The sequence below is a fragment of the Rhodovibrio sodomensis genome (assembly GCF_016583645.1).
Taxonomy (GTDB): Bacteria; Pseudomonadota; Alphaproteobacteria; order Kiloniellales; family Rhodovibrionaceae; genus Rhodovibrio; species Rhodovibrio sodomensis.
Window position 1 is genome coordinate 1 of sequence record NZ_NRRL01000078.1, and the last position, 19621, is coordinate 19621.

At 67.2% G+C, this 19621-nt stretch carries 18 protein-coding genes and 1 pseudogene; 16 read left to right on the forward strand and 3 right to left on the reverse strand.

Annotated elements, in window-relative coordinates; translation table 11 throughout:
- Nucleotides 1–244 (forward strand): hypothetical protein (locus tag CKO28_RS19625; RefSeq protein ID WP_200342515.1); only part of this gene is annotated, 244 nt, incomplete at its 5' end.
- A 417-nt stretch (nt 245–661) separates the two neighbouring features.
- Here CKO28_RS19625 and CKO28_RS19630 read toward each other — a convergent pair.
- Entirely contained in the window at nt 662–1363 is a 702-nt protein-coding gene (locus CKO28_RS19630; RefSeq protein WP_200342516.1) for a reverse transcriptase domain-containing protein, read from the reverse strand.
- Nucleotides 1364–1404: 41 nt separating this feature from the next.
- On the opposite strand from CKO28_RS19630, the gene CKO28_RS19635 reads away from it, so the two are divergent.
- Together CKO28_RS19635 and CKO28_RS19640 are read left to right on the forward strand one after the other, a co-directional pair.
- A complete protein-coding gene (locus CKO28_RS19635; RefSeq protein WP_200342517.1) occupies nt 1405–1698 on the forward strand; it encodes a hypothetical protein in 294 nt (97 codons plus the stop codon).
- Nucleotides 1699–1847: 149 nt separating this feature from the next.
- Entirely contained in the window at nt 1848–3659 is a 1812-nt protein-coding gene (locus CKO28_RS19640; protein WP_200342518.1) for a recombinase family protein, read from the forward strand.
- Here the strand turns inward: CKO28_RS19640 and CKO28_RS28550 are convergent.
- Nucleotides 3552–3809 (reverse strand): annotated as a pseudogene (locus tag CKO28_RS28550) (hypothetical protein); the annotation flags it as partial. The gene CKO28_RS19640 and the pseudogene CKO28_RS28550 overlap by 108 nt on opposite strands.
- A complete protein-coding gene (locus CKO28_RS19645) occupies nt 3703–4206 on the reverse strand; it encodes a reverse transcriptase family protein (protein WP_200342519.1) in 504 nt (167 codons plus the stop codon). The pseudogene CKO28_RS28550 and the gene CKO28_RS19645, both read right to left, overlap by 107 nt.
- A 1324-nt stretch (nt 4207–5530) precedes the next feature.
- Between CKO28_RS19645 and CKO28_RS19650 the strand changes: the two genes are divergently transcribed.
- The 13 genes from CKO28_RS19650 to CKO28_RS19710 form a co-directional block, all read left to right on the forward strand.
- Entirely contained in the window at nt 5531–6055 is a 525-nt protein-coding gene (locus CKO28_RS19650; protein WP_200342520.1) for a hypothetical protein, read from the forward strand.
- 50 nt (nt 6056–6105) lie between these two features.
- Nucleotides 6106–6834: a hypothetical protein gene (locus CKO28_RS19655; protein ID WP_207168884.1), complete on the forward strand. Its 729-nt coding sequence runs from the start codon at nt 6106–6108 to the stop codon at nt 6832–6834.
- Nucleotides 6835–7022: 188 nt separating this feature from the next.
- The gene (locus CKO28_RS19660; protein ID WP_200342522.1) at nt 7023–7787 is read left to right on the forward strand and encodes a hypothetical protein; all 765 of its coding nucleotides are present in this window, start codon (nt 7023–7025) and stop codon (nt 7785–7787) included.
- A 549-nt stretch (nt 7788–8336) separates the two neighbouring features.
- Nucleotides 8337–9944, forward strand: coding sequence for a flagellar hook-length control protein FliK (locus tag CKO28_RS19665; protein ID WP_200342523.1), 1608 nt, complete (start codon nt 8337–8339; stop codon nt 9942–9944).
- 66 nt (nt 9945–10010) lie between these two features.
- Nucleotides 10011–10706, forward strand: a complete 696-nt coding sequence (locus tag CKO28_RS19670) for a flagellar hook assembly protein FlgD (RefSeq protein ID WP_200342524.1) — start codon at nt 10011–10013, stop codon at nt 10704–10706.
- Nucleotides 10707–10839: 133 nt separating this feature from the next.
- Nucleotides 10840–12492: a flagellar hook protein FlgE gene (locus CKO28_RS19675; protein ID WP_200342525.1), complete on the forward strand. Its 1653-nt coding sequence runs from the start codon at nt 10840–10842 to the stop codon at nt 12490–12492.
- Between the two features lie 260 nt (nt 12493–12752).
- On the forward strand, nt 12753–13070 hold the full coding sequence (gene sciP / locus CKO28_RS19680) for a CtrA inhibitor SciP (RefSeq protein ID WP_200342526.1): 318 nt from the start codon (nt 12753–12755) through the stop codon (nt 13068–13070).
- Nucleotides 13071–13457: 387 nt separating this feature from the next.
- Nucleotides 13458–15146 carry a flagellar basal-body MS-ring/collar protein FliF gene (gene fliF, locus CKO28_RS19685; RefSeq protein WP_200342527.1) on the forward strand — a complete coding sequence of 563 codons (1689 nt, stop codon included), beginning with the start codon at nt 13458–13460 and terminating at the stop codon, nt 15144–15146.
- Nucleotides 15147–15220: 74 nt separating this feature from the next.
- Nucleotides 15221–16243 (forward strand): flagellar motor switch protein FliG, encoded by a 1023-nt coding sequence (gene fliG / locus CKO28_RS19690; protein ID WP_200342528.1) that lies wholly within the window; start codon nt 15221–15223, stop codon nt 16241–16243.
- Between the two features lie 50 nt (nt 16244–16293).
- A complete protein-coding gene (locus CKO28_RS19695) occupies nt 16294–17121 on the forward strand; it encodes a FliH/SctL family protein (RefSeq protein WP_200342529.1) in 828 nt (275 codons plus the stop codon).
- A 27-nt stretch (nt 17122–17148) separates the two neighbouring features.
- Nucleotides 17149–17514: a flagellar motor switch protein FliN gene (fliN, locus tag CKO28_RS19700; protein ID WP_200342530.1), complete on the forward strand. Its 366-nt coding sequence runs from the start codon at nt 17149–17151 to the stop codon at nt 17512–17514.
- A 114-nt stretch (nt 17515–17628) separates the two neighbouring features.
- A complete protein-coding gene (locus CKO28_RS19705) occupies nt 17629–18477 on the forward strand; it encodes a motility protein A (RefSeq protein ID WP_200342531.1) in 849 nt (282 codons plus the stop codon).
- A 51-nt stretch (nt 18478–18528) separates the two neighbouring features.
- Nucleotides 18529–19621 (forward strand): sigma-54-dependent transcriptional regulator (locus tag CKO28_RS19710; protein WP_200342532.1); only part of this gene is annotated, 1093 nt, incomplete at its 3' end.

Sequence of the window (19621 nt, forward strand, 5' to 3'; positions counted from 1 at the left end):
GGAAAGGGATCGGCGCCTTGCCGCGGATCTGCCCTGGTTTGTTGCCGAGGCGCGTCAGCTGTTCACAGCCGACGAAATCGAACATCATCTCCAGCGTCTGGAACGCCAACTCACCGCGGACGCCGAATTTGTCGGCGATCCCGGCGACGAAGATGCCGAACGCCCCGAGCAGTACCAAGCGCGCGTCGATAGATTCAAAAAGATCGCCGAGTTGATGCGCGCGCCCGTACTCGGAACATCATAAAACCGTAAGCCTATACCGGGACGCGTCTCACGCGCCATGTGGGGGCGTCGCCCCGCTTACAGATGGGATCCGAGCCCGAACTCCCGGTCATCTGTCCCCCCAACGGCTCCATCGCCCGGCGAACCCCTTCCCTCCAGCGGGTCGCCCGGGGCGGCTTCCCCGCCTTCCTCGGTACTATGGGCCGCTCCGACTCCTTGCCGCCCGTCCGACCGCGCTCCGGTCAGTAGAGTAGAGGAGGAGCGCGGTGGCGGTGGGTCCCGGGGAGTAGCCGTTGGCCGGCGGCTTTCGCCATGTGCCGGTGCCTCAGTCCGGGCCGTCGCTCCGTTTCTCCTCCCCTCTCGTCAAACGCAGCGTGCGGTTCTCCCGCACTGCGCTTTCCGACTGACTTCACACCAAGGCGTATCACCTGGCGACACATCACCGGCCTTGCAGTGAGGTAACGCCGAGGTCACCGAACAACCTAGGCGTACTGAACTGCCGGGTGGCACGCGTTGCCACTTTGTGGCGCCGGCGCAGGAAATGGCGCGCACGCTCGTCTACGTGTGCGTCGACAGCCCGGTAAGCTGGGGTAACCGTGCCGTAGCAGAAATAGCCGGCCCATCCCCGCAGCATCCGGTTCAACCGGTCACGGGTTTCGAACCACGTGCCCGTGTTAGACGGAACTAACAGGGCGCGCACATGAGTCTTGAGACGCTGCACGCTCGTCTTCGAAGGGCTGGCGCCCAGATACCACGCGCCGTTGCGGCGAGTGCGATGAGCGCCGAAACTGTAGCCCAGGAAGTCAAACTGCTGCGTACGCGCGTCCACGGTCGTGGTCTTGGCCGCGTTGACCTTGAGCCCCAGCCGCGGCATCGCCGTTTGCAGGCGGGCCATGGCCTCCGCCGCGTGCCCGCGGGTGAGGATGACCAGGTCGTCCGCGTAGGCGACGACGTGGGCGTGAAGCCGGTCACGGTGGCCATTACGGCGCCAGTATTTCAGGAAGCGGTTCATGTACAAATTGGCGAGTACGGGCGATAGGACGCCCTGAACACAAAAGGTAACTTCTGCTTCGAGCGCGAGATCGTGGGCTGGCGACATCACAAGACGCTTGATATGCGTCGCAAACGGACATACGCTCATGACACATGAGGCGATCGACCCAGGCGCAGAAAGCCGCTCGCTTGAACGCCGCGCACGCGTTGCTCGCCGAGGGGATGGAGATGTCCGACGCAGCCACGGCGCTGGCCCGGTCGTACGCACTGTCGCGGCGTCAGGCCTACCGGTATCTCGAGGAGGCGCGCACGCTTGCCGGGCCAGTCGCCGAGCGGGAGGAGCCCGTGGCCCTGACGGTCAAGTTGCCGGCTTCCCAGGTCGAGCAATTGCGCGCCCATGCCGGCGCGCACGAGGTGACCATCAGCAGCGTCGTGAGCCGGGCGATCGCGGCCTATCTCGCGCCCGGCTCGCCGCGTGGCTAAGCGCGGCCGCGCCACCCGCCCGCTCGCTGTTGAGCTCGTTCCCACGTTCGACCGTCTGCTGCCGCTCAAGCTCGCGCAAGCCTACGCGCTGCTGGCGCCCGACCGGGCCCGTGCGCTGAACGGGGCCGCGCCCCAGCCAGGAGAAGCCGATGCCGATCGCCGCCATCTACGCCCGGGTGTCCTCGGACAAGCAGCGCGAGGACAACACGATCGCCAGCCAGACGGCGAGTCTGAAGACGTTCGCCGCAAGCCAGGGCTACGACGTTCCGGCTGAGTGGGTGATCGAAGACGCCGGCTACAGCGGCGCCACGCTGGTGCGCCCGGGGCTCGAACAGGTTCGCGACCTCGCCGCCGAGGGGCAGATCGAGGCGGTGCTGGTCTACAGCCCCGATCGCCTCAGCCGGCGGTACGCTTACCAGGTCCTGATCATGGAGGAGCTGACGCGCAACGGGGTGGCGACGGTGTTCCTGAACGCGCCCGGCAGCGGCACGCCCGAGGACGAGCTGCTGACCCAGTTCCAGAGCATGATCGCGGAGTACGAGCGCGGCCAGATCCTGGAGCGCTCGCGGCGCGGCAAGCGCCACCGCGCCCGGCAGGGCGAGGTCAACGTGTTGTCGGGCGCGCCGTACGGCTACCGCTACCTGCGCAAGCGCGACGGTATGCCGGCGAGCTACGAAGTGATCAATGGCGAGGCGGAGATCGTGCGGGCCGTCTACGCCCGCTACACCACGGGCGGCGAGAGCATCGGGGCGATCGCGCGCTGGCTGACCGACCAGGGCGTCTCGACGCGCCGCGGGGCGGCCCGCTGGGAGCGGTCGACCGTCTGGGCCATGCTGCGCAACCCGGCCTACAGCGGCACCGCCTGCTACGGCAAAACGCAGATCGCCCCGCGCCGGAAAGTGACCAAAGCGCTGCGCGACCGCGGCGGCATAGCCAGCCGCAACAGCGCCAACCATGAGCGCCCGCGCGATCAGTGGATCGAGGTTCCGGTCCCGGCCATCGTCAGCGTCGAGACCTTCGACCTGGCGCAGGAGCGGCTGGCGGCGAACAAGCGCACCAGTCCGCGCCGGACGGTCACGCCCAGCGTCGTCCAGGGGCTGGTCGTCTGCCGCAAGTGCGGCTACGCGATGTCGCGCACGTCGACGCGGACCTCAACCCGGCAGATTCACTACTACCGCTGCCTGGGCTCGGACGCTTGGCGGAAGCTCAACGGCCCGGTCTGCGACAACAAGCCGGTGCGTCAGGATCTGCTGGACGCGGTGGTCTGGAACGAGGTCTTGCGTCTGCTGGAGACCCCTGACCTCATACAGCAGGAGCTTGATCGTCGGCTGGCCGCGGCCAGCGCTGCCGACCCGACGCGCAAGCGCCAAACGGGTCTGGAGCAGGAGGCCGCCCGCGTGAACAAGGCGATGGACCGGCTGGTGACCGCCTACCAGGAGGATCTGCTGTCGATCGACGAGCTGCGTCAGCGCATGCCCGCCCTGAAGCAGCGCGACCAGACGATCCGGGCGGAACGCCAGGCGATCGCCGACCAGGCAAAGGCGCGCAGCGACTACGTGAAGCTGGCCGAGACGCTGTCCGCGTTCCTCACCCGCCTGCGCAGCACCGCGGACACGCTGGAGGTCGAGAAGCGCCAGCAGATCCTGCGGCTGCTCGTGCGCGAGGTGCTGGTGGGCGACGACACGATCGTCATCCGGCACAGCATCGCGGTGCCGTCAAACCCGACAGGAACGCCGGCGGCGGCTGAAAAGCGGCCCAGATCAGGTTCCGGGTGCGAAGGTTACCTTTTGCGTTCGGGGAGTGAGCACACCACCCTGAGGGGTGCCTTTCGACCGTTTCTTCCCACCCGTCATGACCCAGTGACCCCGCTCGTCCTGCTCCGCGACCGGCGTCTTGAGCCAGAGCTTGATCAGGCGCAGGACGTTCCGGTCGGCGACGCGCTGGGCGACGCTGCGGAGTAGCTCGCGATGCGGGATTTCCTCAAAGTACTGGGAAAGGTCCGCGTCAACCACGTCCGTGTGGCCCGCCAGCAGCAGCCGGTGGACCTCCCGGACAGCATCGAGCGCGCTCCGCCCCGGACCGGTAGCCGTAGGCGTTGGGCTCGAAGTCAGCCTCGAAGATCGGCTCAAGGATCAGCTTGGCGGCCGTCTGCGCGACCCGATCGCGGACGGTCGGGATGCCCAGGGGGCGCTCGCCACCGTCCGGCTTCGGGATCATCACCCGCCGTACCGGCTGCGGCCGGTAGGTGCCGTCCTTGAGCTCCTGCGCGAGCCCGGCCAGCCAGGTCTCCACCCCGCGCGCCTCGATCGCGGCGAAGCTCTCGCCGTCCACGCCCGGTGCGCCGCCGTTGGCCTTCGCCAGGGCGAACGCTTGGGCGAGCACGTCGCTGCGCCAGATCTTGTTGTCGTGCAGGCTGTAGAACCGGAAGGCCGGGTCGGTCTTAGCCTTCGCGTAGAGCTTTCTCTGGAGCGTCCGGAGCTTCTCCGGCGTTGCTAGACGTTGCGTCAATCGCCGTCTCCTCCTCTCCGTCAAAAGCGTGCCAGAAGCAGGGGTCCTTCCCTCGGCCGGCATTACCCGGCGTCCGCAGTACTACGACCCCTTCCGCCATCCGGGCCGCCCGGCCCCCGAACGGAACCGGTGGAGTCGCGACCTCCGGCGACCCGGACTTCCCGTGTTGCCCATCAAGCCTGTTCCATCGTGCCGTCTCCAATACCCCGGTGGGCCGGACGGGTGCCTGCGTCGATTGCTTCCCCGCCCGTACAAGCCTTCCCCGCAAGGGAACCGGGTCGGCGCCCACAACGGCCCTTTCGAGGCGTGCTCGGAGTTCACTGCGCGTTACGGCCCGCTGGATCGCTCGACCACCCAGGGTGGCCTTTGTCACGAGGCTTCAACGTAGCCAGTTACCCGGCTACGCCGCTCGTCAGCTTCCGAACCTAATCGACAACTGTTCGTGTGGTGTCTTCCTCCACTGGCTTGATGCGCCTTTGCACGGCGCGCTCCCTCGCCCGGTCGTACCACCTGAGCGCCGCTTGTTCGCTCCGGCGGCCAGGGACGCGCCGACCGCCGGCCCGGGCTGTTGTGTCGGCGGGCGCCCGCGCCCGCCAGCTCCTACGGTGGAGGCGACAAGGCCTCCCAGGTGCCCTGGAGACCCCTGTATGCGCATGCCCCGCTCTTCGACCGCGGCGGCCGTTCCCAGCCAAGCCGCTACGGCGAGGAACGTGGTGCCTTCCGCCTGCTCAACGACGTCGGCGTCCGCAATAAGGTAGTTTCGCGGCTCCATCACGCGGCCTGCGCACCCGCGGCCCTACGCTTCGCAGCGCCGGTCGCCCGACGCCCCGCAAGGGCTCCGCTTCCGGCTGGCGGCTAACCTTGGCCGGGCAGGAATTCCACCCGCTGGGTCCCGGTGCAGAATTTCCGGAGGTCCACCTCCTTTCCATCTGCCAGAGCTGTCCTGGCGCACTGAGCAGTCACAAGAGAAGAAGAAAGCACGGATCGAACTGTCTTCGGATTCTAGGACGATGAGACCGGAAGCCTCCGCATTATCCGAATTGTCCCACAAACTGTCTCGCCTTTGTCTCGCTACCTGTCACGAAATATGTCTCGCTGCCGTCCCGGCTTCTGTCTCGATCGTTCTACGCGATATCCTCGAGTGTCTTTGGACCGGAAAATGTTAGTTAATTCCACATAGCTGGCATGCACAGACCTCAACGCGCCCGTAAAACCCCGCCACACGCTGTATTCAGCCGCCGTCGCCAGCCCTTCGCAATGCGTTTTGAACTTGCAGGCCTTAAAACTATCACTGCGGTAGACGTCGAAAACATGGATCCAAACGATGCACCAAGAGATCGAAGCGTTCCTGACATCGTGGGTTCAAAGAAACCCACCGCAGCCGCGTAAGAGCGGCACGCAGGTGTATTTGGAGAGGCTGATTCCAACAATCACCAACTTGCGCAGCCAGGGCTACAGCTGGCCGCAATTGGCCACAATGCTCGCTGCGTATGGCTTAACTGACGCACACGGTCAGGCGATGAAAGCCGAGACCCTACGCCGCAAAGCGTTTCGAGCCGGATATCGCGAGCCGGCGGCCGGTCGGGCCAACGCAACTACGGCCGATGTCAAGCTCAACAAACGCGATGAACGCCGGTCCGAGGGCGAAGACCAAGCGGAAACTGTCGCTATGCGCTCTCGTCCGGCGGGCCGGCCGGCGAAAAAGGCCGAGGGATCTACCAGCAGCGTTTTCACAGCCGCGAACGAAAGACGCCGGCCCCGATGTCAAGAGGAGCTTACGCCGTATACAACCGCCGACGTTACCCAAGACGCAAACCAGAACCTCAGCCCGACGGAAGGAGAACAATAATGCCAAATGCAACAATCTTGATGAATGACAAGGGTGGCTGCGGAAAATCGATGACCGCAAGCCTGTTGGCGCTGATCTACAATATGGAAGAAGGTCGGTTGCCCAACGTCCTTGAAGTCGATCAGGCGCGTCTCGCCAACGTACTGGGGGACACGGTGAGTACCATCACCCCAGAGATTAACGATACGGAGCAACTCGCCACCAACCCCGACCTCGCCGAGGAGACGTTCAACCCCGTTTACGACGAGTTGGTCGACGACGACGCCGTTGTCGACGTGGGCGCCAACATCGCGACCCCGTTGATCAAGTGGGCGGATACATCGGATTTGCCCGAGCTCCTCGCCAAGGACGGTGTCGCTCTGCACTTCGTCTTCCCGATCGCGCCAGACCCGGAAACACTGACGGCGGCGCTCAACAACTTGCACGCTGCCCGGACTGTGTTCGGCGATCGGGCGCGCTACACCGGCGTACTGAACGACGTCGACCGCAGTGGTTTCGGAAATTTCGAGCAACAGAGAGGATGGCAGGTTCTACAGGAAAAGCGGGATGCGGGGGTGCAGCTTCGTCAACTTCCCAACTGTACCTGTCGCATCGCGGACCTCGCACGCAAACAGGGCATGCTGCCGCCGCAGGCGATCGATCACTTCGACGACCTGGCCCAAAAGCTGGGACTGAACCCGCCGGCGCGGCGGCAGCAGTGGAACAAGCTCACGCGTTGGCACGACAACGCCCGTCGGCAACTCCAGGACCTGGCACCCGGCTGCGAGGCTGCGCAATGAGCCAAAGCGCCGTCGTCATCCTTACGGGCGCAAGCGCCGGCGTTGGCCTGGACGAGGTCACAACGCTCCTCGCAGCGAAAGCCCACGCGGCGACGGTCGTTGACGTTCGTCAAGGCCCAACAGAGAGACTGAGGTATGCCCCGCATCTGCGGGGCCGCCTCACGCATCTCCGCGCACGGCCAGGTTTGTTGGGCGATCTGCACCCGATCTACGATCACATTGCGCAGGAAAACACGATCATCGTTGTGCGCCCGCCGCTCTTCGACACCTTCGCGGCATGGCTGCGGGAGTGCGGCGGGCCAGAGATTTTCGCGGCCCTGGATCTTGACCTGCGCGCCGGCGTCCTTGCCGCGCCCGGCCGGCGCCACGACGGCCACGCCAGATGGCAGGCGCAAAGGCTTAACCATCGCCTTCCGGTATCGCGGCCGACCTACGTCATCCGCAACGATGTTCACGGTGTGGTTCCGTCGACTGACTTACACAATGGGCCTCGCGATCCGGCAAGACGGTCGCAGGACAGCGACCTGTATATCCCGTTTCCGGGCTGCGCGGTCTTGCTGCGTGCGGCGCAAGCCGACATCGGTCTTTGCGACGGCGCCGCGCGCGGCGAGGCGGCCTTGAAAACCTGGAATCCGACGACGGCCGAAGGGCTGCTGCGCTGGGGGCGCGCAATGGAGACGAGGCTTACGCCGCTCATACCCAGGCCGTGGCGCGCGCATGCATCTGGTGGCACGCGCGCCGTGCAACCGCCGTCGCGGGAGCTTAGGGTACGAGCGCGGGCTGGTCGGCGCGCCTCGAAACTAAATCAGCTCCAGCGGCTTTTGGGCGATCCGGAGGTTGCCCACGCCGTCCGGGACGCACTGAACGTCCGGGTCCGACACGGTGTTCGGCGCCTGCGTCGACGCCTGCGCGCCTATCTGCGGACCCGGGTTACGGCGCGAATTCCACGATGATTGCGCGCGTTGCACGCGCCTTCGTGGCCGTCGTGGGCATACGGGCCCCGGGCAACTGCCAGCCCGTCGGCCAGCATGCTCAGCTCCACAAACAGGCGGGCCCGCCCATCACGGACTGCTTCAGACGGCAAATGCAGGGTCGATCGCGCGTCGATCGAACCGGCCTTGCGATCGCAAGTCTTCAGCCCGTTGCTGCCAAGCCCATCGACGAAAGTGTGACCGGAGAACTCGGCACGCGCTGGCCCTCCGCTGCGAGCGTCTGCACCTGGGCGTTCCGCTGGGCGGGGTCTGCCAAGGGCGGGGACCCGCACGCTGCCGGCAGGCACGATCTGCCGGACGCCACCGCGTCTTCCAACTCGGCAAGATTTGCCAACCAGGACGCTATGTGTTCGGCCACAGCCGACATAATGGCCGCTTCCCTAGGTTTTCCGGTTTCAAGTCCGTTTGGCACGAGCATTGCGTCGGCAGACGGTAAGCCCGACCGATCCGCTCCTGCGGGTGTATCGTTGGCAACCTGAAACACAACCAGACCAGGCGCACGAACGTCTCATGACCACGCCCACGCCGATCGCTTTCGAGCCGTCTGCAAAGCCGGCGCCCGCCCGCCGCGACACCGGCGCCGGCGATGAGACGCACAGCTTCGCCGAGACCATGCAGGCCCAGCGCGCCGCCGACATCCGGTCCAAGGCCTCGGAGAAAGCGGCGGCGGACGCCGCACACGACCGCCGGTCACACAACCCCGCCGATCAAGCCCCTCGCAAACCCGACACCGCATTCGCGCAACCTCTCGGCGATGCGACCGGATCGGCGTCGGCCGAGACGGGCAAGACGGCCGCCGCCGGCGCCCATGCCGCAAAGGGGCAGTCGCAAGCCGAGGGCCGAGGCAGGAACGGCGAGGCAAGCGGGCATACCGCCGAACAGACGAAGGCGAACACCGCTGAAGCTGTAGCGAAGGCCGCCGCGGCCTCGGCAGCAACCTCCAAAGGCAAGACCGCTGAGAGCGATCCTCGCACGGCCCAGCCCCAGCCCGCCAGCGCGACCAAGGCCACACAGGCCGCCGCGCAGCAGGCGGTTGCCGCCGCCGGCACTGCGCGCGGGACAACCATCGGTGGCCAACCGGTGAGCACGGTCGTCGAGAACGCCGTCAAAGGCCACGCCGGTCCCGTTAACGCCGCCACGGCCATCGCAGCCCAGAACGCGGCTGCCGAGGCCACGCGCTCGGGCAAGGCCGGCGAAGCGTCCAATACCACCGAAGCTCGGGCGGCGACGGCGGCGAAGACTGCCGGACAGGGCGAGAGCGCCGAGCCGACCGCAAAGGTACTCAGGGACATCCTGTCCGGTGACCGGGAGGGCGGCGGTCGCCGGAACGCGCAAGATAGCAGCGGTCCCAGGGCCCAGCGGCCCGAGACGCGGACGATTTCCCATCGGACAGGACTGACGGGGCTGAGCCCAGCGATGCGCGCCGCAGCCGAGGCGGTGCAGCAACAGCTCGGCGGGAACAACGGGTCGGCGACTGCGACCAGTACCGGCACGGGTGAGTCTCAGTGGACAACACAGGTCGCTCAGCAAACTTTTCGCGCCGAAGGTAGCGCTGCACCGGCCGGCCAGGCAGCCCAGAGCTTCGATCCGGTCTTGCAGAACAACGGCCCGCAGTCCGCCGGGGCCGGCCAGCCCGGCAGCTTGGCCACCGCCGGCAAGGCCTCGCCGACAGGTGCCAGCGGCCCCCCGGCGCCGACGGCACCGCCGGCCGAGCAGGTCGCGGTGCAGATCCAGCGCGCCGCCGCTCAGGGACAGAGCCGGGTGCAGATCCGCCTGAACCCGGCCGAGCTGGGCCGGATCGACGTCAAGCTCGAGCTCGGCGACGACGGCCACGTGCGCGCCGTTCTGGCCGTCGACAAGCCGGAAACGCTGGATCTGATGCAGCGCGACGCGCGCGCCCTCGAGCGGGCGCTGCAGGCCGCCGGCCTGAAGACCGACCAGGGCAGCCTCAACTTCAACCTGCGCGACGACAACACCGGTCAGGACCAAAACGGCGCGGGCGACGGCCGCGATCACACGCCTGGAACTTCCGCCCATCCGGCCGGCGACGCGCCGATCCCGGCCGAACAGCTGCGCGCCAGCTTACCCGCCGACGGCCGCATCGACATCCGCGTCTAACGCCCCACTGCCGCGACCCCTTTTCGCGCGAGCCCTCCCCCCGCGAGCCCTCCCAAGGAGCGCCCCATGGATCCCACAGCCCTCAACGCCGCCGCCCAGAGCCAGCAGACCAGCGGTCAATCCGGCGGTCTGAACGGCAAGGGCAAGCTCGCCGAGGACTTCGACACCTTCCTCGGCATCCTGGTCACGCAGCTCAACAACCAGGACCCGCTCGAGCCGATGAAGAGCCAGGAGTTCACCAACCAGCTGGTGCAGTTCTCCACGGTCGAGCAGGCGATCGCGACCAATACCAAGCTCGACCAGATGCTGCAGGCCCAGGCCGGCAACCGGGCGACCCAGGCGGTCAACTACATCGGCAAGGATGTCGCGATCGACGGCAATCAGGTGCAACTCGCAAACGGCCAAGCGAACTTCGCCTACACCCTGGAAGGCCAGGCGGAGACGGTCGCCGTCGAGATCACCAACGCCGACGGCGAAGTCGTGCGCACCCTCCAGGGGGACACCGCCGCCGGGCGTCACGCGGTGTCCTGGGACGGCAAGTCGGCGGGCGGCCAGCAGCTGCCGGACGGCGTCTACAACGTGCAGGTCTACGCGGTCGACGGCGACGACAAGACCGTGAAGGCCAGCACCGAAACCCGCGGCGAGGTGACCGGCTTCGAGGTGCGCGACCAGCAGATCCACTTCCAGGTGGGCGGCGTCGAGGTGCCGTTCGACCGCGTGACGGCGGTCTACGCCGATCCGAAGACGACGCCGCAGCCTTAAAGCCACACGGTGCACGCCTGACACTGGCGTGCCGCCGCTAAATTCTAATCCGGACCGCGCGATCGGTCCGTCGCCCGCGGTGCCCAGCGCACATCGCAGCTTCGCCGCGGCAGCCACGCGAAGGAGAGTGCAGATGAGTATCTACGGTGCGATGTATTCCGGCGTTTCGGGCTTGGCGGCCCAGTCGAACGCCCTGGGCGTGATTTCCGACAACATTTCCAACGTCAACACGGTCGGCTACAAGGGGTCGCGGACCAGCTTCCAGACCCTGGTCACGCAGGCGACCACCCAGACCACCTACACCCCGGGCGGTGTCGGGTCGCGGCCGCTGCAGGGCGTCGACAAGCAGGGCCTGCTGCAGGGCACCTCGAACGCCACCGACCTCGGCATCTCCGGCAACGGCATGTTCGTCGTCAACGAGGCGGTCAACCCAGGCGTGGGCGACGACGTCATGTTCACCCGCGCCGGCGAGTTCCGCCCGGACGAACAGGGCAACCTGCGCAACGCCGCCGGCTTCTACCTGCAGGGATGGCCGCTCGACGAAAACGGCAACCTGCCGCCCGCCCAGCAGTCGATCAACAGCGTCGAGACCGTGAACGTCTCCAACCTGACGGGCCTGCCGCGCGCAACCGACGAAATCTCGATCGGTGCCAATCTACCGTCCAGCGCTGTTAATGCGGATGTCTTCGAATTCGCCGGCGGAACTGAGGAGCAGATCACCGTCAACATCTTCGATGCGCTCGGCAACGCGCATAACATGACGATGAAGTTCTCCAAGCTCGCCAATGAGACGGTTTCTTCTGCAGGCGTACCAACAGGCGATCAAATCAACTCTAATACCTCGTTAGACCTGACCGGATCACTTGATTTCGCTATAACCGATGCAAACAACAATTCTTACCCCATCGCGGTTTCGGGATCTGATAGTATCGACGCCCTCGCTGGTACCATCGATGCATTCCCGGAATTCGACGCCGATACTACGACGAACCCAGGCGAGCTTACGATATCCCATGTAGATGGCTTGGCTCTGCAGTTTGAGAGCAACGAACTGACTGCCGCCCTTGGCTTGACCCAGAGCTTCCAAACCAACAACTGGCATGCGCGAATCGAACAACCGGTGCTGGCCGAGGATCCGACCGGCGGCGGCAGCGGCCGATTCCTGAACGCAGCAGGCAATCCTGTCACCGAACTCACGGGCGATGTGACGTTCAACGGCGACGGCTCGATCGACACATGGCCGAACAGCTTCGACAACATCGACATTACCTGGCAGCAAGACGCCGCTAATAATGCCCCGAACGGGACCGATGCCGAAGTCAGTGACGATGTCGCCCTGGACCTCGGCACCCGGAACCAGTTCGACGGCCTGACCCAGTTCGACAGCAACTTCGGGGTCAACGAGATCAACCAGAACGGCCTGAAGTTCGGCAACTTCACGGGCGTCAACGTGAACGACGAGGGCACGGTCACGGCGGTGTTCGACAACGGCCGGCGCAAGGACATCTACCAGCTGCCGATCGCCATGTTCTCCAACTTCAACGGGCTGGAGGAAGTGAGCGGCAACGCCTATCTGCAGACCCGCGAGTCGGGCGACTTCCTGCTGAGCGAGGCCGGCGTCGGCGGCGCCGGCGACATTGCTCCCTCTGCGGTCGAGCAGTCCACGGTCGACCTTGCCGAGGAGTTCACCCGCATGATCACCACCCAGCGGGCCTACTCCGCCTCCACCAAGGTGATCACCACCTCCGACGAAATGCTGCAGGAGCTGACCCAGGCGATCCGCTAAGCCTTTCGATTCGCTGCGATCGCTCGCGGGTGTCCAGCACCCGTTCAGCCCCTGGTTGTCGACCGGCCGTCCCCGCAAACGCGGGGGCGGCCGGTCCGCGTTTCGCGCAACGCGTGCGGCACGAACCCAAATCGTCCGGCCTTCTCCTGGCCTTAACCGCGCGGCTTAACCGTGCCGTTTAGGGTTTCTTTAAAAGCGGTGGGCGACACTCCCCTGAGCTCGAACGGTCATGACGACCCAGGTGAGGAGCAGTTAGCTCGATGAGGCACGACACTTCCGCGCGAACGGCGGCGATTGGACCGCACGGCGACCCGATGACGATCGACGACCTGCCGTCGCCCGACACCAAGCGTTGGGTGGTGCGGCGCAAGGCCGAAGTCGTCGCGGGTGTCCGGGCCGGTCTGATCAGCATCGAAGAGGCCTGCGAGCGCTACAGCCTGTCGATGGAAGAGTTCCTGTCCTGGCAGCGGATGATCGAAAGCCACGGCGTGCGCGGTCTCCGCACCACCCGCCTGCAGCACTACCGCAAGCCGAGCGACGGCGACAACGACGACGTCGAGATTGAGGCGGTGCAGTAGCCTCGCCAAGCCCCCTCCTGCGCCGCCTCATAGGCCGGGTCCTCTCGGGGGCCCGGCCGCCCTGTCTCCGCCGGTGCGTTCGCCGCGGGGCAGAGCTGAGCCGGGGGCGCGGACGACGCAACAAGGGCCGGATGCCACGCGCATCCGGCCCTTCGTCGTTCCGGCCTGCTGGTATTGGGGTTGCTGGCATCGCGCGGGCGCCCGGACCGCATCGCGGCGTACTCGGCAAAAATTTCCGCGCGTTAACGGTGGCTTTACGCGCGCCCCGCTACCGTCCAACGCGAAATGGGGCGCTCCGCACCGTGCGGGAAACCAAGCGTCCCCGACCAAGTCGGCGGTTTTCCTCGGGGTCGGCCGGCGAACCACAAACAAGGACGGCGTTGAGGCGTGAACACCTTCATCGACACCCTGAAGAACCTTGGGGCCGTTAAGCTCGGCATCATGGCCGCCGTGGGCGCGGGCATCATCGCGTTCTTCATCTACCTGACGAGCCAGCTCGCCGGCACCGAGATGGGCATGCTGTACGGCGACCTGACGACCAGCGACAGCGGCCAGATCGCCAGCGAGCTCGAGGCGCGCGGCGTCCCGTTCGAGGTGTCGCCCGACGGCAGCCGGATCTCGGTGCCGAAGAACGAGATCGGGCGCCTGCGCGTTGCGATGGCGGAGCAGGGCCTGCCCGACGGCGGCACCGTCGGCTACGAGATCTTCGACAACTCGAGCAACCTCGGCACCACCAACTTCGTCCAGAACATCAACCACGTCCGCGCCCTCGAGGGCGAGCTCGCCCGCACCATCCGCACCATCGAGGGCGTGGAGCAGGCGCGCGTCCACCTAGTGATGCCCCGGCGCGAGCTGTTCAGCCGCGAGAGCCAGGAGCCGAGCGCCTCGATCGTGCTGCTGATGCAAGGCAGCCGCCGGCTGGGCGAGGAGCAGGTGCTGGCGGTGCAGCACCTGACCGCCTCCGCCGTCGCCGATCTGAAGCCGAGCCTGGTGTCGATCGTCGACCAGCAGGGCACCCTGCTCGCCCGCGGCGAGGGGGAGAACGGGATCACCGGCAGCGCCAGCTCGACCCAGCAGATGCAGGCCAACTACGAACAACGGCTGGCGCGCAGCGTGGAAGAGCTGCTGGCCCGCTCGGTCGGCCCCGGCAACGTGCGCGCGGAAGTCGCGGTCGACATGAATTTCGACCGGATCACCAAGAATTCCGAGACCTACGACCCGGACAGCCAGATCGCCCGCTCCACCCAGACGATCGAGGAGACCGAGCAGGACGTCGAGAGCCAGGGCGAGGACGCGGTCACCGTCGGCAACAACCTGCCCGACGCCAACGCCGAAGGCGAAGGCCAGACCACCACCCAGTCGAGCGCCGAGCGGCTGGAGGAGACGGTCAACTACGAGATCTCGAAGGTCACCAAGACCCACGTGTCCGTAGGCGGCCGGGTCAACCGCCTGACGCTCGCCGTGCTGGTCGACGGCCACTACGCCACCAACGAGAACGGCGAGCAGATCTACGAGCCGCGCAGCGAGCAGGAGCTGCAGAAGATCGCCGCCCTCGCCCGCTCGGCCGTCGGCTTCAACCAGGAGCGCGGCGACACGGTCGAGGTGATCAACATGCAGTTCGCCGACCCGACCGCGGACCTGCGGACAGCCGAGACCGGCGGCTTCCTCGGCATGCGCCACAGCGAGCTGATGCGTGCGGCGGAGATGCTGGTGCTGGGCGTGATCGCGGTGCTGGTGCTGCTGCTGGTGGTGCGTCCGCTGATCCAGCGCCTGCTGGAGACCCCGATCGGCGAGCCCGCGCTGGCCGGCGCCGACAACAGCCTGCTGTCCGACTACTCCGGGCGCGACGACTACGCCGCCCTGGCGCCGCCCGCCGGCGTGCCGTCGACCGAGACGGCCGAGCAGTTCGGCGCCGAGGAGGACGAGGGCGCCGAGCAGATGATCGACCTGAACAAGGTCGAGGGCCGGGTGAAGGCCTCCTCGGTGCGCAAGATCTCCGAGATCGTCGAGAAGCACCCGGAAGAGGCGGTCGCGATCGTCCGCAACTGGCTCGCCCAGGAAGCGGCGCAGGCTTGAGCGCGCCCGCCCCGCCCCCGCGTCCAACCGCGATTTCCCGCGTTCGACCCTTTCTCAAGGACACCGCCTAGCCGATGGCCATGCGTATCCGTGAAGACTACCGCTCGCTCTCCGGACCCGAAAAGGCGGCCATGCTGATGATGGCCGTGGGCGAGGAAAATGCCGCCAAGATGTTCGCCCTGATGGACGACGAGGAGATCAAGGAGATCTCCCAGACCATGGCGAACCTGGGCAGTGTCAACTCGAACATGATCGAGCGCCTGTTCGCCGAGTTCGCCGAGGGCATCTCGTCCACGGGCTCGCTGGTCGGCAACTACGACAGCACCGAGCGCCTGCTCCTGAAGGTGATGAACAAGGAGCGGGTCGACTCGATCATGGAGGAGATCCGCGGCCCCGCCGGCCGGACGATGTGGGACAAGCTCGGCAACGTGAACGAACAGGTGCTCGCCAACTACCTGAAGAACGAGTATCCGCAGACGGTCGCGGTGGTGCTGTCCAAGATCAAGCCGGACCACGCCGCGGCGGTGCTGAACCTGCTGCCCGAAGGCTTCGCCATGGAAGTCGTCATGCGCATGCTGCGCATGGAGGCGGTGCAGAAGGAGGTGCTGGACGACGTCGAGCGCACGCTGCGCAACGAATTCATGTCCAACCTGGCGCGCACCAGCCGCCGCGACGCCCACGAGATGATGGCCGAGATCTTCAACGGCCTGGACCGGCAGTCCGAGCAGCGCTTCCTGAACGCGCTCGAAGAGCGCAACCGCGACGCCGCCGAGCGCATCAAGCAGCTGATGTTCACCTTCGAGGACCTGTCGAACCTCGACCCGTCCGGCATGCAGACGCTGATGCGTCAGATCGACAAGGACAAGCTGGCGCTCGCCCTCAAAGGCTGCTCGGAGGAACTGCGCAACCTGTTCTTCTCCAACATGTCCGAGCGCGCCGCCAAGATCATGCGCGAGGACATGGGCGCCATGGGCCCGGTCCGCCTGCGCGACGTCGACGAGGCGCAGACCATGATCGTGCAGACCGCCAAGGACCTCTCCGCCAAGGGCGACATCGTGCTCGCGGAGAACAAGGGCGAGGACGAGTTGGTCTACTGATGTCCGCCCAGCGCCGCCCCGACCGCGTCCGTCCCTAGGAAACGCCCGCCATGGCCGCCGCCCAGAAGTTCATGTTCGGCCGCGACTTCGCCGAGGAGCCGCCTCGGCCGAACCGACGGGCCCAGCCGGAGCCCGAGCCGGCCGCAAAGCCGGCCCCGGACCCCGAGCCCGAACCGGAGCCGACCTACTCCGCCGAGGAGCTGGCGGCGGCGCGGGCGCAAGCGCATGCCGAGGGTCGCGCCGCCGGCCTCGCCGAAGGCCGGCAGGCGGCCGAGGCCGAAGCCGAGCAGGCGCTGACCCAAGCCCTCGAGCGCGTCGCCGGCGGGCTGGAAACGCTGGTCGCCGGCGAAGGCAAGGCGCGTGAGACCCGCGACCGGGAATCGCTCGACCTGTGCGTCGGCCTGCTGCGCCGGCTGTTCCCGGCGCTGGCGCGCAAGCACGGTCAGGCGGAGATCGAGCAGGTCTTCCAGGACGCCTTGGAGCGCCTTCGCGACGAGCCGCGCGTGGTGGTGCGCTGCGCCGACCGGCACCTCGACGGCTTGAAGGACCGGGTCGACGGCCTGGCCGCGCGGCTCGGCTTCGAGGGCCGGGTCGTGCTGCTGGCGGATGAGACGATGCAGCCGGGCGACGCCCGCGTGGAGTGGGCCGACGGCGGCGTCGAACGCGACAGCGAGCGCCTGTGGCAGGACGTCGAGCGCGCGGTCGACCGCGCGCTCGCGCCGCCGGCGCCGGATACGGCGCCCCACGACGGGGCGGCCGCAAGCGGGACCCGCGACGACGGGGCGGCCCGATCCAACGGCGGCGGCGCCGCGCACGCGGCCCCCGCCGACACCACCCCGGACCCGGCGGCGACGCCGGACGACGGGCGACACGCCTAACCACCCCGGGCCCGATGGAGGACCGACATGGCTGACAAGGACAACCTGGAACTGAACGAACTCGACGACGGCGATCAGAACGCCGTGGCGACCGGCCAGTTCGACGACGACGACTTCAACGAGCAGTCCGACCGCGCCCCCAGCGCGGCGAAGGACCTGGAAGCGGTCTACGACATCCCGGTGCAGGTCTCCGCGGTGCTCGGCAAGGCGACCATGCAGGTCAGCCAACTGCTCAAGCTCGGCCGCGGCGCGGTCGTCGAACTCGACCGCAAGGTCGGCGAGGCGATCGACATCTACGTCAACAACCGCCTGGTCGCGCGCGGCGAGGTGGTGGTCGTGGAGGACCGCCTGGGCGTGACGATGACCGAGATCATCAAAAGCGACCACAACTGACCCCCGCGCCAGTCGGGACGGCACGCGGCCGTCCCGGCCCTGAAGACCGCCCGGGCGTGCCGGGCCGCCAGGACCGGCGGCCGGCACCCACGGGCAACCGGAGACACGAAGTCCATGGCGAACCTATCCACCTCCTCGGGTGCGCCGGCCGCGGCCGGCGGCAAGCCGCGCGGCAGGACGCCAGCGGGCCCGACGATCGATTTCGCAACCATCCTGGGAACGCTCGGCGGGTTCGCGCTGATCGTGGCCGCGATGGTGCTGGGCGGGTCGCCCGGAGCGTTCGTCGACGTGCCCGCCATGCTGATCGTGCTCGGCGGCAGCTTCCTGATCACCACCGTGTCGTTTTCCTTCCAGGAGATCATGAAGGCGCAGGGCGTGATGTGGAAAGCCGTCGCCTACCGGCAGCGCGAGCCGCAGGACGCCGCTTTGCAGGTGCTGCACCTGGCGGAAATGGCGCGCAAGAACGGCGCGCTCGGGATGGAAGCGCACATGCGCGACTTCCGCAGCGAGCCGTTCCTGAAAAAGGCGATGGACCTCGTGATCGACGGCACGACCGGGGAAGAGGTCGAGCGGATCATGCTGCGCGAGGCGGAATCGACCGTCTATCGCCACGGTCGCTCGGCGGGCGTGCTGCGCCGCGCCGGCGAAGTCGCCCCGGCGATGGGCCTGATCGGCACGCTGGTCGGTCTGGTGCAGATGCTGGGCAACCTGGAAGACCCCTCGGCGATCGGGCCGGCGATGGCCGTGGCGCTGCTGACCACCTTCTACGGCGCGGTGCTCGCCAACATGGTGTTCCTGCCGCTCGCCAACAAGCTGGAGCGCAACTCCGGGCTCGAGGCGATGGTCAACCAGATTTACGCGATGGGCGCGGCCTCGATCGGCCGCCAGGAGAACCCGCGGCGGCTGGAGACGATGCTGAACAGCATCCTGCCGCCGGCCCAGCGCCTGTCCTATTTCGAATGAAGCGACGCCGGGCCTGACACCCAAGGCCCGGCCCCCTGGAGGACATAGTTGATGCGACTGCTGATCGTCGGAACCCTGGACGGACACATCGCCACCGCCGGCCGGATCGCGCTCGAGAAGGGCGCCAAGGTCGCCCACGTGGACTCCGCCGCGGCGGCCATGGAAGCCCTGCGCAGCGGCCAGGGCGCGGATTTGGTGATGGTCGACGTCAAGCTCGACGTCGGCGACCTGATCGACGCGCTGAACGCCGAGCGGATCTTCGTCCCGGTGGTCGCTTGCGGCATTGGCAACGACAGCCGGGCGGCCGTGAAGGCGATCAAGGCCGGGGCCAAGGAATACGTGCCCCTGCCCCCGGACGCCGAGATGATCGGCGCCGTATTGGCCGCGGTGGCGGAGGAGACGACCTCGGTCCTGACCCACGACCCGCGCATGGCGGCGGTGCTGAAGCTGGCCGATCAGGTCGCGCCCAGCGACGCCAGCGTGCTGATCACCGGCGAGTCCGGCACCGGCAAGGAGGTGATGGCCCGGCACATCCACGCCAAGTCGAAGCGCGCGGACAAGCCGTTCATCTCCGTCAACTGCGCCGCGATCCCCGACAACCTGCTGGAAAGCGAGCTGTTCGGCCACGAAAAGGGCGCTTTCACCGGCGCGGTCGCGCGGCGCGTCGGCAAGTTCGAGGAAGCCCAGGGCGGCACGCTGCTGTTGGACGAAATCTCCGAAATGGACCCGCGCCTGCAGGCCAAACTGCTGCGCGCGATCCAGGAACGCGAGATCGACCGGGTCGGCGGCAGCAAGCCGGTCAAGGTCGACATCCGCGTGCTCGCCACCTCCAACCGCGACATGGAAGAGGCGGTTCGTCAGGGCAGCTTCCGCGAAGACCTGTACTTCCGCCTCAACGTGGTGACGATCGCCCTGCCCGCCCTGCGCGAGCGGCCCAAAGACATCCCGATGCTGGCCGACCACTTCGTCAAGAAATACGCCGCCGCCAACGGCGTCGCAGCGCCCGCGCTGGACCCGGAGGCCGTGGCGCGCCTGAGCGCGCACGGCTGGCGCGGCAACGTACGCGAGCTGGAGAACTGCATGCATCGGGCGGTGCTGCTGGCGGCCGACGGCCGGATCGGCGGCGAGCAGGTCCTGCTGCAGG